Origin of the sequence: Phocaeicola faecicola (genome assembly GCF_013618865.1) — a bacterium.
Classification (GTDB): Bacteria; Bacteroidota; Bacteroidia; order Bacteroidales; family Bacteroidaceae; genus Phocaeicola; species Phocaeicola faecicola.
Genome location: NZ_JABSOE010000057.1, coordinates 1 through 17,479 on the forward strand (window position 1 = coordinate 1; position 17,479 = coordinate 17,479).

16 protein-coding genes are annotated in these 17,479 nt (G+C 41.8%); 11 read left to right on the plus strand and 5 right to left on the minus strand.

The window, feature by feature from the left end:
* Positions 1-430: 430 nt before the first annotated feature.
* The 5 genes from H3001_RS14275 to H3001_RS14295 all read right to left on the minus strand — a co-directional run bounded on the left by H3001_RS14275 (position 431) and on the right by H3001_RS14295 (position 5,775).
* Positions 431-2,998 carry a beta-N-acetylglucosaminidase domain-containing protein gene (locus tag H3001_RS14275; protein ID WP_181215276.1) on the minus strand — a complete coding sequence of 856 codons (2,568 nt, stop codon included), beginning with the start codon at positions 2,996-2,998 and terminating at the stop codon, positions 431-433.
* A 407-nt stretch (positions 2,999-3,405) separates the two neighbouring features.
* Complete coding sequence (locus H3001_RS19320; RefSeq protein ID WP_219915885.1) at positions 3,406-4,062, minus strand: hypothetical protein; 657 nt, start codon at positions 4,060-4,062, stop codon at positions 3,406-3,408.
* A 44-nt stretch (positions 4,063-4,106) separates the two neighbouring features.
* Positions 4,107-4,367 carry a lipoprotein gene (locus tag H3001_RS14285; RefSeq protein WP_181215277.1) on the minus strand — a complete coding sequence of 87 codons (261 nt, stop codon included), beginning with the start codon at positions 4,365-4,367 and terminating at the stop codon, positions 4,107-4,109.
* Positions 4,368-4,387: 20 nt separating this feature from the next.
* On the minus strand, positions 4,388-4,723 hold the full coding sequence (locus tag H3001_RS14290) for a hypothetical protein (RefSeq protein WP_181215278.1): 336 nt from the start codon (positions 4,721-4,723) through the stop codon (positions 4,388-4,390).
* A 140-nt stretch (positions 4,724-4,863) separates the two neighbouring features.
* Positions 4,864-5,775, minus strand: a complete 912-nt coding sequence (locus H3001_RS14295; protein WP_246368604.1) for a replication initiation protein — start codon at positions 5,773-5,775, stop codon at positions 4,864-4,866.
* A gap of 290 nt (positions 5,776-6,065) precedes the next feature.
* Here H3001_RS14295 and H3001_RS14300 point away from each other — a divergent pair, with 290 nt between their 5' ends.
* The 11 genes from H3001_RS14300 to H3001_RS14345 all read left to right on the plus strand — a co-directional run bounded on the left by H3001_RS14300 (position 6,066) and on the right by H3001_RS14345 (position 17,099).
* Positions 6,066-7,289, plus strand: a complete 1,224-nt coding sequence (locus tag H3001_RS14300; RefSeq protein WP_181215279.1) for a site-specific integrase — start codon at positions 6,066-6,068, stop codon at positions 7,287-7,289.
* A 4-nt stretch (positions 7,290-7,293) separates the two neighbouring features.
* On the plus strand, positions 7,294-7,677 hold the full coding sequence (locus H3001_RS14305; protein WP_181215280.1) for a hypothetical protein: 384 nt from the start codon (positions 7,294-7,296) through the stop codon (positions 7,675-7,677).
* A 276-nt stretch (positions 7,678-7,953) separates the two neighbouring features.
* Positions 7,954-9,195 carry a primase-helicase family protein gene (locus H3001_RS14310; protein ID WP_181215281.1) on the plus strand — a complete coding sequence of 414 codons (1,242 nt, stop codon included), beginning with the start codon at positions 7,954-7,956 and terminating at the stop codon, positions 9,193-9,195.
* A 266-nt stretch (positions 9,196-9,461) separates the two neighbouring features.
* Complete coding sequence (locus H3001_RS14315) at positions 9,462-10,427, plus strand: toprim domain-containing protein (RefSeq protein ID WP_181215282.1); 966 nt, start codon at positions 9,462-9,464, stop codon at positions 10,425-10,427.
* Positions 10,428-10,636: 209 nt separating this feature from the next.
* Positions 10,637-11,941 carry a MobV family relaxase gene (mobV, locus tag H3001_RS14320; protein ID WP_181215283.1) on the plus strand — a complete coding sequence of 435 codons (1,305 nt, stop codon included), beginning with the start codon at positions 10,637-10,639 and terminating at the stop codon, positions 11,939-11,941.
* A gap of 318 nt (positions 11,942-12,259) precedes the next feature.
* A complete protein-coding gene (hxsD, locus tag H3001_RS14325; RefSeq protein WP_021861854.1) occupies positions 12,260-12,589 on the plus strand; it encodes a His-Xaa-Ser system protein HxsD in 330 nt (109 codons plus the stop codon).
* A gap of 6 nt (positions 12,590-12,595) precedes the next feature.
* A complete protein-coding gene (gene hxsB, locus H3001_RS14330; protein WP_021861853.1) occupies positions 12,596-14,020 on the plus strand; it encodes a His-Xaa-Ser system radical SAM maturase HxsB in 1,425 nt (474 codons plus the stop codon).
* Positions 14,021-14,027: 7 nt separating this feature from the next.
* Positions 14,028-15,170 carry a His-Xaa-Ser system radical SAM maturase HxsC gene (hxsC, locus tag H3001_RS14335; protein ID WP_021861852.1) on the plus strand — a complete coding sequence of 381 codons (1,143 nt, stop codon included), beginning with the start codon at positions 14,028-14,030 and terminating at the stop codon, positions 15,168-15,170.
* A gap of 35 nt (positions 15,171-15,205) precedes the next feature.
* Positions 15,206-15,463 (plus strand): His-Xaa-Ser repeat protein HxsA2, encoded by a 258-nt coding sequence (gene hxsA2 / locus H3001_RS14340; RefSeq protein ID WP_016272192.1) that lies wholly within the window; start codon positions 15,206-15,208, stop codon positions 15,461-15,463.
* 280 nt (positions 15,464-15,743) lie between these two features.
* A complete protein-coding gene (locus H3001_RS19810; protein ID WP_349824454.1) occupies positions 15,744-16,151 on the plus strand; it encodes a Pycsar system effector family protein in 408 nt (135 codons plus the stop codon).
* Positions 16,152-16,154: 3 nt separating this feature from the next.
* The gene (locus tag H3001_RS14345; RefSeq protein WP_181215284.1) at positions 16,155-17,099 is read left to right on the plus strand and encodes an adenylate/guanylate cyclase domain-containing protein; all 945 of its coding nucleotides are present in this window, start codon (positions 16,155-16,157) and stop codon (positions 17,097-17,099) included.
* Positions 17,100-17,479 lie beyond the last annotated feature (380 nt).

The window sequence follows — 17,479 nt, forward strand, 5'->3', positions numbered from 1 at the left end:
TATCGCAATTTGGCCCAGCCCCTAAGGTAACTGATTCAAATATGCGACAAGCATTTTTTGAAAACAAATATTGTAAATCAAATAATTAACGAGTCTTTTTACAATTATTAAGAGACACTAGTGATAACAATAAAAAAATCAAAGCCCGGTTAAATGGAAAGAGTCCGGTACAATACCGAACTCTTTCTATTACGGGATAATGTTTAACTTGTACAACTTTTTGGGGTCACTTCATTTTGAGACAGCCTCTTTTTCAATTTATAACCTAATCGACCGATACCATAGCCCGTAAATGAATTGTCCATATCATTATCCATCAATAAACCGTCAATAACGGTTTGTCGGTCAGTATAGTCGTTTTCAGCATAATCGTTTTCAGTATCGTCGTTCCCCGGCAGGTCACCTGCCGGAGGGAACCAGTCTTACCAGATTATTTTTTGTGAGGAATGATTTCGAAGAACTCTGCAGCTCCTTCTACCACCATACGTACTACCTTGTCATTCTTGACTTCCACCTTCGCGTAAGGAGCATCAATCATGATTTCAGAAACCACTTTACCTTTGGCATCCAGCTGACTGCATTTTACCGGTGCCGGAAGCGTGTTCATCAACAAGGTATAAGCCTGGATGTCTTTGGATACCTCCCAGGCAATCGACTCACCGCATTTGTAGCTGGTTGTCGGATTGTTGTCGAAGGCAAATACTGCCTGTTGGCTGTCGGCTGTCTGTACCTGGAATGACAGGTCTTCCAGACGCAACGGATTCACTTCGAAAGAACGTACAGATGCATAGTTGCGGCGTGAAGAATCCAGTCTCTTCAAGCGGACGTAACGTGCCTGCTGAGGCTCTCCCTGCCAGTGGATGATGTACTGATTCTTCATTTCTGCAATAAGCGGTTTCCAGGTCTTGCCGTCTTCCGAACACTCCAGTATCGCATGGTCGAAATAATCGACATCGTCTTTGGAGTTACGTCCCTGAAGGATGGATACTTCCGAAACCGGACGCACGCTGCGCAGATCCAGACCGATCCAGTCACCGTCCTGCTGTCCGATGCCCGATGTATAGAATGTAGTGGAATCATTGTCGAGCATCAGTTTGGTCTGTATGGTGGCCGCACTGCTGAATGAACCGATTCCCTTATAATCCGTCGGTACGCTGCCCGAAAGCTGCTTCAGGTATTCGTGAGCCATATCGTCCATGGCATTTTCATAGAAAGGCTGCAGTTTCATGGTTCCCGATTTGTGTGCCGCATAGCTGGCCCGTTCTTCGGGTGTCATGAGATTCTGTACATATTTTTTCCAGAACAAAGCATCGTCCTGTCCCTGACGGTGGATACGTGCCAGTTCCAGGGTACGTACGCCACGGCTTCCCAGTTTGCCGAACTCCTCAAGCCAGGGGAGCAGTTCGTTCAGCAGCTGCTGGTTGGTACATCCGGCTTCCAGCTGTGCCGGAACCTGTTCGATTTTCTTGAATTCCGCTTCAAGTGCATTGGCGGCATCGTCGTTCCAGTTGGCCATACGGAACGTATGGGTTTCCCACGATTCGTCTCTCCGGTATCCGTTCTCTGTATCACAAGAATGGATGGCAAACGTACGGTAAGCCTCTCTGGCCTGCGGCATCAGTTCGGTAAGCCCTCTTTCCCAACTGTCCATGGCATTGTAGTCGGCAAGGTTCCAGGCATAGTCGGCTACTCCGTACAATGCCAGTTTAGAAGCCTCTCCGTGCTCCATCGGGTTGCTCACTACACCGCATACCTCGTTGGAAGTCAGTGAAGTATCGAGTCCGTATACCGGGCCCTGCATCAGGATGTGGCGGACATAGTCGGTTACCGGATAATTCCACCAGTAATAAGCCGGACGCTTGATGCGTGAATTGATGAACTCAAGCGTTTCGGGAGTCAGGTCACTGCATACCACAGCTCCTGTCCAGAATACTTTGATGTCCGGGTTCAGTGCCTTGCCGTAGATAGCCAGACTACCGTTTTCTGTCGGGTTTGCCCAGAGTTGGGAGTAGTCGGTCGGGCAGACGATGAGCGGTGCCACATCGCCCTTTTCTTTCACAAACTCATCCGTCAGGCGGTTCAGCAGTTCCACCTGCTTGTAAGGATTGGTTCCTTCTCCCGAAATATCATCGAAGAAGATGGCGAAATGACGCACTCCCAGATCATACATCCAGTTGAATTTATTTACCAGATTACGATAATCTTCCTCGTTCCATTTGATGTCTTTTCCCGGATGGATGGCCCAGACGAAGTCAACCCGGTTCTTCCGGCTCGCTTCAATCAGTTCACTGATCTGCTTGGCCTCTTTTTCCGGATAAGGCTGGCGCCAGTTGGGCGAACTGTGATAAGGATCGTCCTTCGGGCCGTACAGATATGTATTCATTTTGAATTTTCCGTAGAAGTCGAGCAGTGACAGGCGTACCTCGTGCGACCAGGGATTGCCGTAGAATCCTTCTACCACGCCACGGTCGGGCAGGTCGGGATAATCATTGATTTCTACGAAAGGCAGTGTTCCTTTGGCAGCCACTTCGCTTTCCATCAGCTGACGCAGGGTCTGTATGCCGTAGAAGGCACCTCTTTCGTCGTATCCTGTGATGGTGATGCCCTTCTTTCCGATGCTCAGTGCATAGGCTCCGGATACGGCTTTGACATTCTGGCGGGCGGCTACCTTGGCTCCAAAATCGATGGTCAGGCTGACTCCTTTCTTCTGCTGTTTCAGAAAACTAAGGTCGTTGGCAAATGCCTTTTGCTTGTCTTTCAGAACGATGCCTTCCAGCAGACTGCAGGTCTGGCTACGGTCGACCGATATCTGGTGCGGGGTAGGGTTAATGACGATGCCCTGGTGGTCTATTTTCTTTCCAGGGACAGGCTTCACGTCCTGTTTTTCCGAACGCTGTGACGACAAGTCGAAATCGGCTTCCTGAGCCATCACGTTTCCGGACATCAGTGCGCAGATGATACCGGCAGAGAGCAACTTGGTGCGGTGATTGATTTTCATGTTTAGAATTTAAAATTTTGTTTTGTTTTTAATAGGTTTTCGTGCGGGAGGGAAGTCGTATGCGGTACTGATTGCCGCCGGGGACTTCCATTCCGCCTCATTGATATAACAAATTTAGGAGTTTTTTTCGTTCCGGAATTCTATGAGTATTATAAGAGGCAAGTAGATGAACAGAAAGCTAAGTAATCATTACTTAGCTTTCTGTTGGTATTAATACGCAAAATGGGATTTAATTAGTAGAATCTAATTTGTTTCTTTTGTGTAGCCCAATGATTGATAGCAAAAATAGGAAAGCTATGACAAAACATTTTGTGTAGTATCCTTGTATGAATAAATCAACAAATAGTGGGATGATAATAAATGTTGATATACAAAATATCGTTATCAGAGTGCTTTTTTTCATACTTTTAGCAAAAAGTTGCAACTCCTACTAAAGCACCACTCCACCCACCTAAAGCGGTGCCTGATACAGTACCGATAACAGGTAGTGTGACGGTTCCAACTCCTGCGCCACCAACTGCACCTAATCCAGCAGATCCAGCAGTTCCTGCAATGCATTTTACAACTTTCCATGCCGAGTTCCAAAATCCTCTCGTTTTTGCTTCTGGCGCTTCTAACTCCATAGCATAATAAATAGCTTCAATAGCTATATCAACGGAATATATTAGGATACTGTATTCCGTTGATGCAGGAGACAGTGAGCTGTTTTTTATAACTTCTTTGAGCTGAATTCTTAGTGCTTCCGGGGAAGCTTCTGTATCAGCTTTTATGTTTTTCATGCTTTCTATAACTTCCAATACTTCCGGGGATATGTTTTCAATATAATCATCTTCATTGATAGCTCTAGAGATAGGTTTAATATCTTGTATTAAACTATTTGCATAAACGGAAGCTTCTTTTATAGATTGAAAATCTTTACTCTCAAAAGCGCTTTTAATTTGAGTAATTTCATTAAACTCCGTTGATTCGTTTTTAGAACTGTTTATTACTTCTTCAGAATTGTTACTGCAACTGACAACAAACATTAATAAGAAAAGAGGAAGAAAAAATTTTAAGGTTTTCATACAATAGAAAATTAAGAGTTAAACATCTTGCAAAGATATTATTTCTAGTGAGAAAAGCAATATTTTAAATAAGAATCTAATAGGATAGGAGATTTCGTAGATAACTTCTCGTCTTTATTAGGAGCATTTACTGTAAACTGAAGTCCTAAAGGCATTATATCTTCACTACTACTATAATCAGCCTTATAATGTAAATAAAGCTTATATTTACCATTTTCTGTGTTCTCGCCACCATTTGTAGGTTCATCTTTTGAACAAGAAGCCAAACCAGCTAAAAATGCAAATCCAAATAAAATCTTTTTCATTTCAAATATTGTTTTTGTAATTAGTTACTATTAAAGTTTCTGGCAAGTATCGGAGCTATACTCTCCATCTTTTCAATCTCGTCTCTATGGCAGAAATTACAGCAGAAGAAGATTATTCCGGCTGCAATATCATGATGTCTGCTTTTTATCCGTTCTTTGTCATTTGCAGCCATATTGGAACACCTGTCATTCAGATAACGGTTAATCGTTTCTTTCAGAGCCTCTGAAGGCTCTGTTTCTTCGCTTCGTGCAAACTGCACCATCTGTATAACGGCATCTGCACCTGATTTATGAAGTTTATGCTGTTTGAAGTAGTCATAAACAAGTTTTTCTGAAAATTCTAATTTCTCAGCCATAATGTATTTGTTTTGATTGTGTAACATAATCAAAGTTGTGCGTTTTCTATCTTCTTTTTGAGGTTCTGAATAAACCACCCTATATTTTCCTGTGGTCTGAATCCTTGTTTCGCTATGTATTGGAACGTTTCTTCCAGTTCCTAGATTGTGTCGTTTTGGAAGATACGTTGCAGCTCATCAAAGAGCTGCACATTGCTTCTGATTTGTCCTGTATTGAATCCCATCTTGTTTTTGAGCCAATCCTTTACCTCTGGTCGGACTGCTGCTTGTGGATACTTTGATAGCAATTCTTTGCGTGTTTCTTCTTCCCTTTTGTTTTTTTGTATCTCATAGAAGTAAAAGGTAAAACCCTCAACTTTTCTTTCCACTTTGTGCTGTTCATAAGAGAACGACCAAGGAGCAACCCTATCCAGTTCCTCTTTTGCATTGTCTATGATATATCGTTTCAGGTCATTATGTGCTAAATATTTTTCTTCGTACCCAAAGAACTCCCTAAACTCTTTTGAAACACTCCAAAACTTTGTATCGTGAAATTTTCTTGCTATTTCAAAGAAACGCATTGAATAAGCAGATTTAAGTTCCATAGCTACGGTTAGGTCTAATGGAGACCAGCCGGAAGAAAAATCTAAAGCTGATTGCCATACTGGACCTGCAACAGAGAATGTAATCATTCCATCTTTTAGTTTATAAGCACTATTTACAATGGATGCAACCAACCATGTGCCATTAACACTATTGTAGCCACTTATATCTTTTGCCTTTAAAGCTAAGAAAGCATCATATACTTCTTTGTCTGTATTACCACCTCTATTCTTCTTTTGTTCTCTGTTCATGAAGTCTGTTATGTGCATAGTAAACGTCTTATCTTGATATATAATATCAGCAATAGGGTGTTTCTTTAGGTTTATTTTTTGTTCTTTGACGTATTCCCATGCTTGCTCTACAACACGGTAAAGAATCCTCTTTTCTTGTGCTGTATAGTCGTAGTATGATGTGGTAAGGTAGTTACTTTGTCCTGTTGTTTCAAGAGTCTTACCATTTGTCGTTTTCAAGGGTCTTTGATTTAAGGCAAATTTACAATAAATCTCTGGAATAACCTCGGGAAATTGGAGAAATGACGCTAAATGACTTTGTACCAATGTCGTTACGGTGTCAGATGAGGACAAACCGAAAAAGCGGAAAATGCAAGAAATAGCAGAATATAGCAGGAGAACGGTTTGCAAATCATTACCCAAGAAGATGTAAGATTTAACACATGTAGGACGCTATTTCACCGTTTGTCACCGTTTTGCGTAGCAAGGTTTAACTCGTTGATATTTAACTTTGCAAACAAAAAACGAGTATGGCAAGAAGTACATTCAAAGTGCTGTTCTACGTGAACGGCAGCAAGGAGAAAAACGGTATTGTCCCCATCATGGGGCGAGTGACAATCAACGGTTCTGTGGCGCAGTTCAGTTGCAAGCAGACCATCCCGAAAACGCTTTGGGATGCGAAGGGTAACCGAGCCAAAGGCAAGAGCATTGAGGCGAGGGACATCAACCACGCTTTAGACAACATAAAGGCGCAAATCATCAAGCACTACCAGCGCATTTCAGACAGAGAGGCGTATGTTACGGCAGAAATGGTGCGCAATGCCTATCAAGGAATCGGCAGCGAGTATGAAACATTGCTCGGAGCATTTGACAAGGACAACGCCACGTTTCAAAAGCGTGTAGGTACTGACCGTGTAAAAGGGACTTACATGGCAAGGGTTCGTGCAAGAAACCATGTAGCGGCATTCATCAGGGCGAACTACAAGCGAAGCGACCTGTCTATGCTTGAACTTACTCCCGACTTCATCAAGGAGTTTGCCGTATTCCTTTCCACCGACAGAGGATTGCAGAACGGCAGCATCTGGACTAACTGCATGTGGCTGAAAGGGGTTGTAATGCGTGCACACTTCAACGGACTGATACCGAGAAATCCATTTGCGCAGTTCCATATAAGTCCCAACATAAAGGAACGTGAGTATCTGACGGAAGAAGAACTGAAAACACTGATGACACACGAATTTGCGGATGCCAAACTTTCCTACATCCGTGACATCTTTGTTTTTGCCAGCTTTACCGCACTGTCATTCGTGGATGTCAAGGAACTTACCACTGATGATATAGTGGAGGTGAACGGTGAGAAGTGGATATTATCCAAGCGGCACAAGACCAAAGTCCCGTTCCAAGTGAAACTGCTTGACATCCCTTTGCAGATTATCAAGCGTTACGAAAAGTTCAAAACGAACAAGTCTGTTTTCCCGAATCTGAACTATTGGTCTATATGCAAGCCGTTGAAAAAGATGATAAAAGAGTGCGGAATCACAAAGGACATCTCATTCCATTGTGCAAGGCATGGGTTCGCCACCCTCGCACTGAGTAAGGGTATGCCGATTGAAAGTGTCAGCCGTGTGTTGGGACATACGAACATCGTTACGACCCAACTCTATGCGAAGATAACAACGCAGAAGATAGACCACGACCTTACGATGTTCGGTGACAAACTGAACCAATCTTTTGGAAACACAACAATGGTATAGGACTATGGAAAGAAACATTATAAGAATAGACGAGTTCGGCAATGTTACTTTACCGAATGATATAGCCAATGTATGGATGAACGAAGCCGAGCTGTTGGATTTGTTCGGTGTTAGCGTCCTGACCATTCGGGCAGGGATAAAGGCTCTTTGCAAGAATGGTGTATTGAGGGAGTACGAGATAAAGCGTACCATACGCCTATCCGACAAGTGCAGCATGGAGTTTTACAACCTTGAAACGATAATCGCCCTCGCTTTCCACTTTAGCACATTCGGAGCGAAGCAGATGCGCAATGCAATTATGAAAAGGCTGTACTTGCGAAAAGAGAAACAAGCCATCTTCTTTTCGCTGAACAATGCCGATATAGCCAAGTCCAAATACCTCTCATAGATTGGGATGTGAGACTGACGTAATGCAGTCAGTAAATCTGCAAGTCAGTACAACAACACGACAGATACTCTGATTTTTTCTCCCGAAAAGCGTCATCCGACCATTCGCTTTTCGGGAGTTTTTTCGTCTTTTCAATCCGATTCCATAGCCAAACCATTGAAAGTTTTTGTTTCGAGGGGCTTTTTTCTATATTCTGCTATATTTTGCGTAACAACTTATCCATTAAATGCTTATACTTTTGTGGCTGGTATTTTTCAATCTTAAAACCATTTGATTATGTCAGCTAACAAACAACAAGACAACCACAAACCGCCATCAGATGGCAGCGTGGCAAAAGAAGAGTTCATCCGAGTGGGAACAACGCTCTACAAGATTGTGGAGCAGCCAAGACTGAACGGAGGGTATGTAAGGAAACGTATCGCATGGAACAACGAGACCCTGCGCCAGGACTATGGCAAGGACTACATCGGCAGCGTTCCCAAGTATGACGGTTTCTGCACCGTTCCCGAACACATCGGCTACCGCCCCGTGGTCGGTAAGTTTCTTAACCTCTATGAACCGATAGACCACCAACCAAAGGAAGGGGATTTCTCTCACATCCAATCATTGGTACGGCACATCTTCGGGGAGCAATACGAGTTAGGAATGGACTATCTGCAGTTGCTCTACCTGCAACCCATTCAGAAGTTGCCTATCCTGCTGTTGGTATCGGAAGAACGCAACACGGGCAAGAGTACGTTTCTCAACTTTCTAAAAGCCCTCTTTCAGAACAATGTCACGTTCAACACCAACGAAGATTTCCGCAGTCAGTTCAATTCCGATTGGGCAGGAAAGCTCCTTATCGTGGTGGATGAGGTGCTGCTCAACCGCAGGGAGGACAGTGAGAGGTTAAAGAACCTCAGTACAACCCTATCCTATAAGGTGGAAGCCAAAGGCAAAGACCGTGACGAGATTGCGTTCTTTGCCAAGTTCGTGCTATGCTCCAACAACGAGTACCTGCCCGTAATCATAGATGCAGGAGAAACACGTTATTGGGTACGCAAGATAGACCGCTTGCAGTCCGATGACACCGACTTTCTGCAAAAGCTGAAAGCGGAGATACCCGCCTTTCTCCATTTCCTGCAACACAGACAGCTATCCACCGAAAAGGAAAGCCGTATGTGGTTTGCTCCCTCATTGCTGCATACCGAAGCCTTGCAGAAGATTATCCGCAGCAACCGCAACCGATTAGAGATAGAGATGCAAGAACTTATCCTTGACATTATGGATAGTATCGGCACGGACACATTCTCGTTCTGTTACAACGACCTTCTTCTTTTGTTGGTACACTCGCAGGTAAAGGTGGAGAAGTGCCAAGTCCGAAAGGTATTACAGGAATGTTGGAAACTCACCCCTGCACCGAATACGCTTACTTACACCACCTATCAAGTGGACTATACCCGAGAGTGTCGCTATTCTCCTATACGGAGGATAGGACGGTTCTATACCGTAACAAGAGAACAGTTGACATCACTCTGATTATTTTGATGAAATGATGAATAAGTATATAACCATACTGATATATAAAGGTTTGTATTCTCATCAAACACTCATCAAAAACAACTTACTGATGAAAAGAGAAAAAGGATCAGGCAGACCATGCACTATAAGGCAAATGATGATTTTCTCTTTTGGTAAGTACTTTGATGAAACAATGATGAGAGCGCATAAGGTTGCTATCCAATAGTTTGGCATACACATTCATCAATTTATCGGTTTTACATTCATCATCAAACCATAGAAATATGAACATACAGGAAGTAAAGAACATACGCATTGCAGACTATCTGCAAAGTTTGGGTTATACGCCCGAGAAACAACAAGGCAACAGCCTTTGGTACAAATCGCCGTTGAGAGAGGAAAAGGATGCCTCCTTCAAGGTAAACACCGAACTTAACAGGTGGTATGATTTCGGGCTTGGCAAAGGCGGCAACATCATCGCATTGGCAGAGGAACTATACGCAACCGACTATGTGCCTTACTTGCTCAACAAGATAGCGGAGCGAGTACCGCACATCCGTCCAGTATCTTTTTCTTTTCGCCAGCAAGCATCCGAACCGAGTTTCCAACAGTTGGAGGTGGACGAACTTACCCATCCTGCATTGCTCAGCTATTTGCAGGAACGAGGCATAAACACCGACTTGGCGAGGCTGGAATGTAAAGAACTGCACTTCATCCATAACGTCAAGCCCTATTTCGCCATCGGCTTCCCGAATGTGGCAGGAGGGTATGAAGTGCGCAACCGTTTCTTCAAGGGCTGCATCGCACCGAAGGATATCAGCCATATCTGCCAGCAAGGAGAGCCGAGGGAGAAGTGCCTTGTGTTTGAGGGTATGATGGACTACCTGTCATTCCTCACGTTGCGGATGAGGAACTGCCCGACTATGCCCAACCTTGACGGACAGGATTACGTCATCCTCAATTCGGTTGCCAATGTTTCCAAAGCCATAGACGTGCTGCATAGGTACGAGCGCATCCACTGCCTGCTTGACAATGACGAGGCAGGAAGAAATGCCTACTTGGAATTGGCAAGAGAGTTCAGCGGTCGCATCCGGGACTTCTCCGACAACTACAACGGACACAAAGACCTGAACGATTACCTGTGTGGCAAGCCCGTGTTCCAATCGGAAAAACCGATAACGGAGAGGAAGCAACTCCAATCCGCAAGGCGGATGATACAGCCACCAAAAAAGAAAGGGCTGAAGATGTAAGGGGATGCTTGCAGCGGCACAGGTATTTACCGATGGAAAATACCGTAGCTTATTAGGGAATTTTCCGAGCCGCATTGCAAGCAACGCTGAAAATTCCCCAATAAGCCAAAGAGGTTGCACCTCTCTGGACTCTCCAAGACCAACGGCAACAGCCGTACATAAGCAATAATCAAACGATGTTTCACAAGCAGAATAAAAAGGAATTATATATGGGATTCGTAGTATTACACATGGAAAAGGCGCACGGTTCCGACAGCGGGACGACCGCTCACATCGAGCGTTTCATCATACCGAAGAACGCAGACCCCACACGCACACACCTTAACCGAAAACTCGTCACATACCCCGATGGGATAAAAGACCGCACGGCAGCCATTCAAAAGAGATTGGAGGAAGCAGGACTGACACGCAAAATCGGAAACAACCAAGTTCGAGCTATCCGTATCAACGTGTCGGGAACGCACGAGGATATGAAGCGTATCGAAAGGGAGGGCAGACTTGATGAATGGTGTGGCGACAATATGAAATACTTTGCCGACCTGTTCGGTAGGGAGAATATCGTGGCTGCACATCTGCACAGGGACGAGGAAACGCCACACATACACGTTACCCTCGTCCCGATTGTCAAGGGAGAGCGCAAGCGCAAGAAACGTGAGGAACAGGCAAAGAAACGCTATCGCAAGAAACCAGCCAATGCCGTCCGTTTGTGTGCCGATGACATCATGACGCGCTTGAAGCTGAAATCCTATCAAGACAGTTATGCCGTCGCGATGGCAAAGTACGGTCTGCAACGTGGCATAGACGGCTCGCAAGCTCGCCACAAATCCACGCAGCAGTATTATCGGGACATACAGAAACTTGCCGGCAGCTTGAAATCGGAAGTCGTGGATTTGCAGAAGCTGAAAACCGAAGCGGAGCAGGAACTCAGACGAGCCAAGAAAGAGGTGCAGACCGAGAAACTGAAAGGCGCAGCCACCACAGCAGCGACCCACATTGCAGAAAGTGTCGGTTCTCTTTTCGGCAGTAACAAAGTCAGGACACTGGAACGCAGAAACGAGGACTTGCAAGACCGCATCCTTGAACTTGAAGAAGAAGCACGACAAAGGGAACAGCAACAGGCGAAGCACATACAGGAGATAACGGATGCTTACGAACAGCGACACCGCAAGTTGTCCGAGTTCGTGGATTTTGTCAAATGCTACTTTCCGTATGTGGAGAAGCTGATGCCAACCATCAAGTTCCTGCGTGATACGCTGAACTTTGGCGATGCCCTCATTAGAAAGTTATGCACGTTCAAGGATGTTTCCATCAAAGGCGAGCTCTATTCTCGCGAGTTCAACCAACATTTTAGGGTAGATAAAACGATATGTTCACTTAAAGAGAACAAGGAGGGGAATTTCAACCTCCACATTGACGGAGTTTCACATGTCAGCTGGTTTAGAAGGAAGAAAGAAGAGTTTATGGAGAAGCTGAAACCACAAGCAAGGAGACAAAATCGGGGTATTAACTTGTAAATCATAATAAAATCCGTGATAGTAGAATGTTACATCACGGATTTTTTGTACTTTTGCAGTGGATTGAGGTGACTCTTTCCAAGACATATTGGAAAAAGAAGAAGCGTTATGCTTATCTTGTTAATGGAAACCTGAGAAATTTCTAATTACGAACAAGGATAGCATAGTGGTTCTCACGCTATAGCGTGGGCTGCTATCACTATATCTGTTCGTAAAGGTTTTCTCAGGACCTCCATTAAAGACATAGTTGCATTGCAGTTCACGCTTCGTGCATAAATAAAGGTCTTTGAGGACTGCCAAAGACACAGATGTACGACTATGGCAGATATTAAAATTCCCATTGTGGAACTTGTAGAAGATAAGTTTCAAGTTTCAATAGATACAAGCCTGTATGCTAAAGAAGTAATAACAGCAGCTATCTATAAATTATCCCATTTATTCTATATTCATCAACAGATGGACACTTGTAATCAAACACTTGTAAATGTTATCTTTGAATCAAAAGATAACAGCAAGGTAACTGAGGTGATTCCGAAACAGTTTTGCAATGAATTGATAGACCAACAGATTCGTTATAATACAAATGTTCAGTTTGGCCATATTCGTGATATGATAGTTCAAGAAGCGTTCAAACCCGTAACAAAATGATGAATTATGGCTTATCAATTACTACCATTCCGTTTTGAACGATTCAATGATAATCAGTATCTTCTAACAAATGAAGTAGGAGAATATGTATTCTTGTCAAATGATGATTTTCATACCTTTGTTAATGGCAAGTTAGACGAACATAGCGTATTGTTCTATGACCTTGCTTCCAAACAAATAGCAACAACTGACAAGGTAGAAGATGTGGTGCAGATGCTTGCCACTAAGTTTAGAACGAAGAAAAGTATCTTGCGTGATTTCACTTCGTTGCACATGATTGTGCCAACACTACGTTGTAATTCAAGCTGTATTTATTGTCAGGTTGCCCGTAAAAATATGGATGACCATTCTGCCGACATGTCTAAAAAAACAGCAAAGAATGTGGTGAAAACCATATTCCAATCTCCATCGCCTTGTATCAAAATAGAGTTTCAAGGTGGAGACCCATCAACAGACTTCGATATGGTAAAATATATCATTGAAGAAGCCGAATGGCAAAACTTATTCAAGAAAAGAGAATTGGATTTTGTAATCTGTACGAACCTTACTCTACTTAACGAAGATATGGTAAAGTACTTGAAGAAACATAAATGTACGATTTCCACTTCTCTTGATGGTCCAAAAGATTTGCACGACATGAACCGGCCTTTGCAAAACAAGGATTTAGACCATCATGCCATTTTTGAGAAGAATCTTGCTATGATAAGGAATATATGGGGAGATAACGAGTGTGTTTCTGCATTGATGACCACCTCCAAATATAGTTTGGGACGTTTCAAGGAGATTATAGATGAATATATAAGATTGGGATTCAATAACATATTCCTGCGTTCTCTTAATCCTTATGGATTTGCCAAGAAATACAAGGATAAGATAGCCTATCCGGTTGAAGAGTTTATCGCCAATTATAAAGAGGGGCTGGATTACATCATAGAATTAAATAAGCAGGGAACTTTCTTTGTAGAGGGTTTTGCTGCATTGTTGTTGAAACGAATGCTGACGCCGTTTGCTACCGGTTTTGTGGATTTGCAGTCACCTGCTGGAGTGGGTATAGCTGGAGCAATCTACGACTATGACGGAAATGTGTATGTTTCTGATGAAGCTCGTATGATGGCACGTTTCAAAAACTACTATTTTAGATTGGGCAATGTAAACGAAAACAGCTATCAAGAAATGTTTAATGGGGAATTACTTCATCATATCATTGCTTCTGCTTGTAACGAATGCTTGCCTGTCTGTGCAGAATGTGTATTTCAACCTTATTGCGGTGCAGATCCGGTACGTAATATGTCAGAGCAAGGCGATATGGTAGGTTTCCGACCAACAAACGAAATGTGTAAGAAAACAAAAGCCATTATACACTACTTGTTTGAGTTGTTGCAGAAGCACGACCCTGAGATAAACAGAATATTTTGGTCTTGGTTAAATTGATTGAACGATGAAACAGATTCAAGGAACTTCATATAACATCGAAGATGATATAGTTGGACGTATAACTTTTGGCAAGAATAACTTGTTTGGTCGTTCCAACGATATATTGGTATGCAAAGATGCAAGTAAACCCTCTATCGGATATTTGGCTACCATTACGGAAACAACATCGTTTGTAAGTAAAGGGAAACCGTATTGTGTAGTTGAGAATGTCGGAACTTTCCAAGAAGGAGATGTGGTTGTTATCAATAAGCAAGGAGAAATTATATTCGTGTATGAAATACTCTCCAATCACAATGCTTTAATGGCTACAGAGCGTTGTAACCACCGTTGCATTATGTGTCCGCAACCTCCTATTTTGCAGGAAAAAGATAAGACCCCGTTCAATTTGAAACTTATTTCCTTATTTGACAAAAAAACACAGGAAATAGGTATAACAGGAGGAGAACCAACTCTTATTGGGGATAATCTCTTTACGCTGGTAAACTATATCAAGAAAGAATTACCTCATACAGCAATCAGCATTCTATCTAATGGTGTAAAGTTTGCGGACAAAGAATACGCAATGAAGTTAGCTAAATGCAGACATCAGGATTTGCAAATAGATATACCTTTATTCTCGGATATTGCGGACGAGCACAACCGTATTGTAGGAGCTAAAACATTCTACAAGACAGTTCAAGGACTATATAATTTAGCATTATTCCGTCAGCGTATAGGATTACGTATAGTCGTTCATAAGCAAACTTACAAACGACTTCCTCAATTTGCGGATTTCATCTATCACAATTTCCCTTTTGTCGTCCAAGTCGCTTTTATGCAAATGGAAACAACTGGCTTGGCGAAAGAAAATTTTGAAGAACTATGGATAGACCCGTATGATTACAATAGGGAATTGCGTGAAGCGGTTTTACTGCTTGCAGATAGAGGAATGAAACCCTATATTTATAATGCGCAATTATGTGTATTACCCGAAGATATTCGTTGCTATGCTCAGCAATCTATTTCGGATTGGAAAGACATATATATCCCCGAATGCGATGGTTGTGTGTTGAAAGGGCAATGTGCGGGATTCTTTGAGTCTAATAGACAGGCTCATAGTACGCACATCAAGAAAATAGAACATATATCATCCGATATATCGTGTTAGGTAACTGAATGTTTAATTAAAAAAAGGAGGTATCAATGAAGAAACTCTTGTTCTTTGCGGTCTCTGCAATCCTTGCAGGTGCAAGCTATTGCTCCTCTGTTAGTGAAAAGATTGTCGCTAAGGTAACCAATAGCGACACTCAAATCGAACAGCAGCAGGAACAATCATTGGTGTTGGAACAGTCCTCTGCCGAGTTTAAACTACTCGCCAGCCACAGTTCTCATAGCAGCCATAGCTCGCATAGTTCACACAGTTCTCATCGCTCTCATAGTTCACACTATTCGAGCAGATAAGAAATTAACAATCAACGGACGGGTTAATTAATTAGCTCGTCCGTTTTGTTTCACTTTATTCCATTCACTTACAGTAGTTGTTGTTTTTTGTAGTACCTTTGCTCTAAAATTGGAAATTATGGGAATAACAAAAGATGAATTAACCTTGAGATTGGATAGAGTAAATGGTTGGATTAATAATTGCGACCAGAAATCTAGTATTTTATTGGCTATTGAAGGTGTTGTACTTACTATTTTGTGTACCTCTGATTACATTAGTTTTATACACCAACAACTAATCATGCCAATATACAATTATTATGAAACAGGAAATGGTGTATTTTCAATAATCAACACCGTTCAACTATTTATACTGGCAGCAATGTTTATCCTTATTTTCCTCTCTATTTTTTACTCGCTTCAAGTTATAAAAGGAACAATAGACACTAATTTGTTTAAGCAGCCCGGATTGACTGAAAAATCACTGTTGCATTTCACCACTATATCTAACAGAAGTTTTAATGTATTTAAAAATGATATTGCAAATCAGTCCGAAGAATCAATGTTAAACGATTTGTATTCGCAAGTATATATCAATTCGTCCATTTGTAATAACAAATTCAAATACCATAAAAAATCAGTGAGGTGTTTTTGTTCCTTCCTATTTTTGCTTGTTTTGATTTCATTTATTCAACTTATAACTCTATAATGTATGGGATTAAAAGATTTTATAACAGATGTGAGGAATATGATAGATGATGTTCATACAAAAGGTTTTACGTATAATACATCTTCGAAAGTACCTTCCTTATCTGATTGCGATTTAACATATGAAAGTGGAGATGCTAAAAAAGGCAAGTGTATTGAAACCTGTGTTTTATTTGTTGATATTCGAAATTCAGTAGAATTAACCCGTGAACATGATACAGAAACAATGGGCCGAATTTATACTGCATTCACAAAGGGAGTACTGAATGCTGCAAGAGAACATGATGGATATGTGAGAAACATCATAGGAGACAGAGTTATGGTAGTGTTTCCTGTTAGTAACTGTTTTGTTAATGCAGTAAATTGTGCTATTACAATTAATCACATTTCCCAAATAATTAATGAGATATTTACCTCTGTTGATTTTCATTGTGGTATAGGTGTTGATTATGGAGAAATGCGAGTAATAAAGGTCGGTATTGAACGCAAAGGGAACGAGAATACAGAAAACAAGGGATTGGTATGGGTTGGTAAACCAGCGAACCTTGCTTCGCGGCTTACTGACTTTGCTGGAAAAACAGTTGAAGATGAATTTTATAATGTAACTGGGGATTTCTATTATTACGACCCGTTAGGAATTCCGTCATTTTTGTGCAAACCACGCAATGGTTGGTTTAAAGATAGTAGAAAACTAACTGCGGAGCAGCTTGCACGTGAATTAGATTATTCTCCTGTCAATGGTTTAAATATTCATATTCGTAACATTTCTTCATTTAAGAGAATAACAGAGAAATACGAGTATAGCCCTATATTGATATCTGATGAAGTACACAGAGAGTATATAAAACAAAAATCTCAAGAATCTAAACATTGGAAACAAGAAACAAGAGAGATAAAAGATATAACATATAAAGTTTGGGGAGCAGATTTACATTGGAAACTAACATAGATGCTTTGTGGAAAACATTTGAACTAAGTAGAAACGATAATACGAGTAAATCATTTTCTGTTTTCTATTTTTCTTATGACATGATTGAAAAAACAATAAGATTGATTATTTTTGTCGGCAGAAATGAGTTACTTGAGAAGCAAATCAAGGCAAAACGTTGTAAATGGCACAGTTGCCAAATCATTACCTCAAAATCGGGTAATTCTCCCAAAGTCCTTTGTATAAGGCACAAACAATAGCTTTCCAGATTTACAAAAAGATTTTATTTTTAACGGCTTTTTCCGGGGAGGGTTCTTGCGGGATGTTTTGTAGGTTTTTTCTTTTCGGATGCGGTGCGAAAAACCGCTTTCCGAATTTCCTGGTGGAGAAGAAATGTGTTA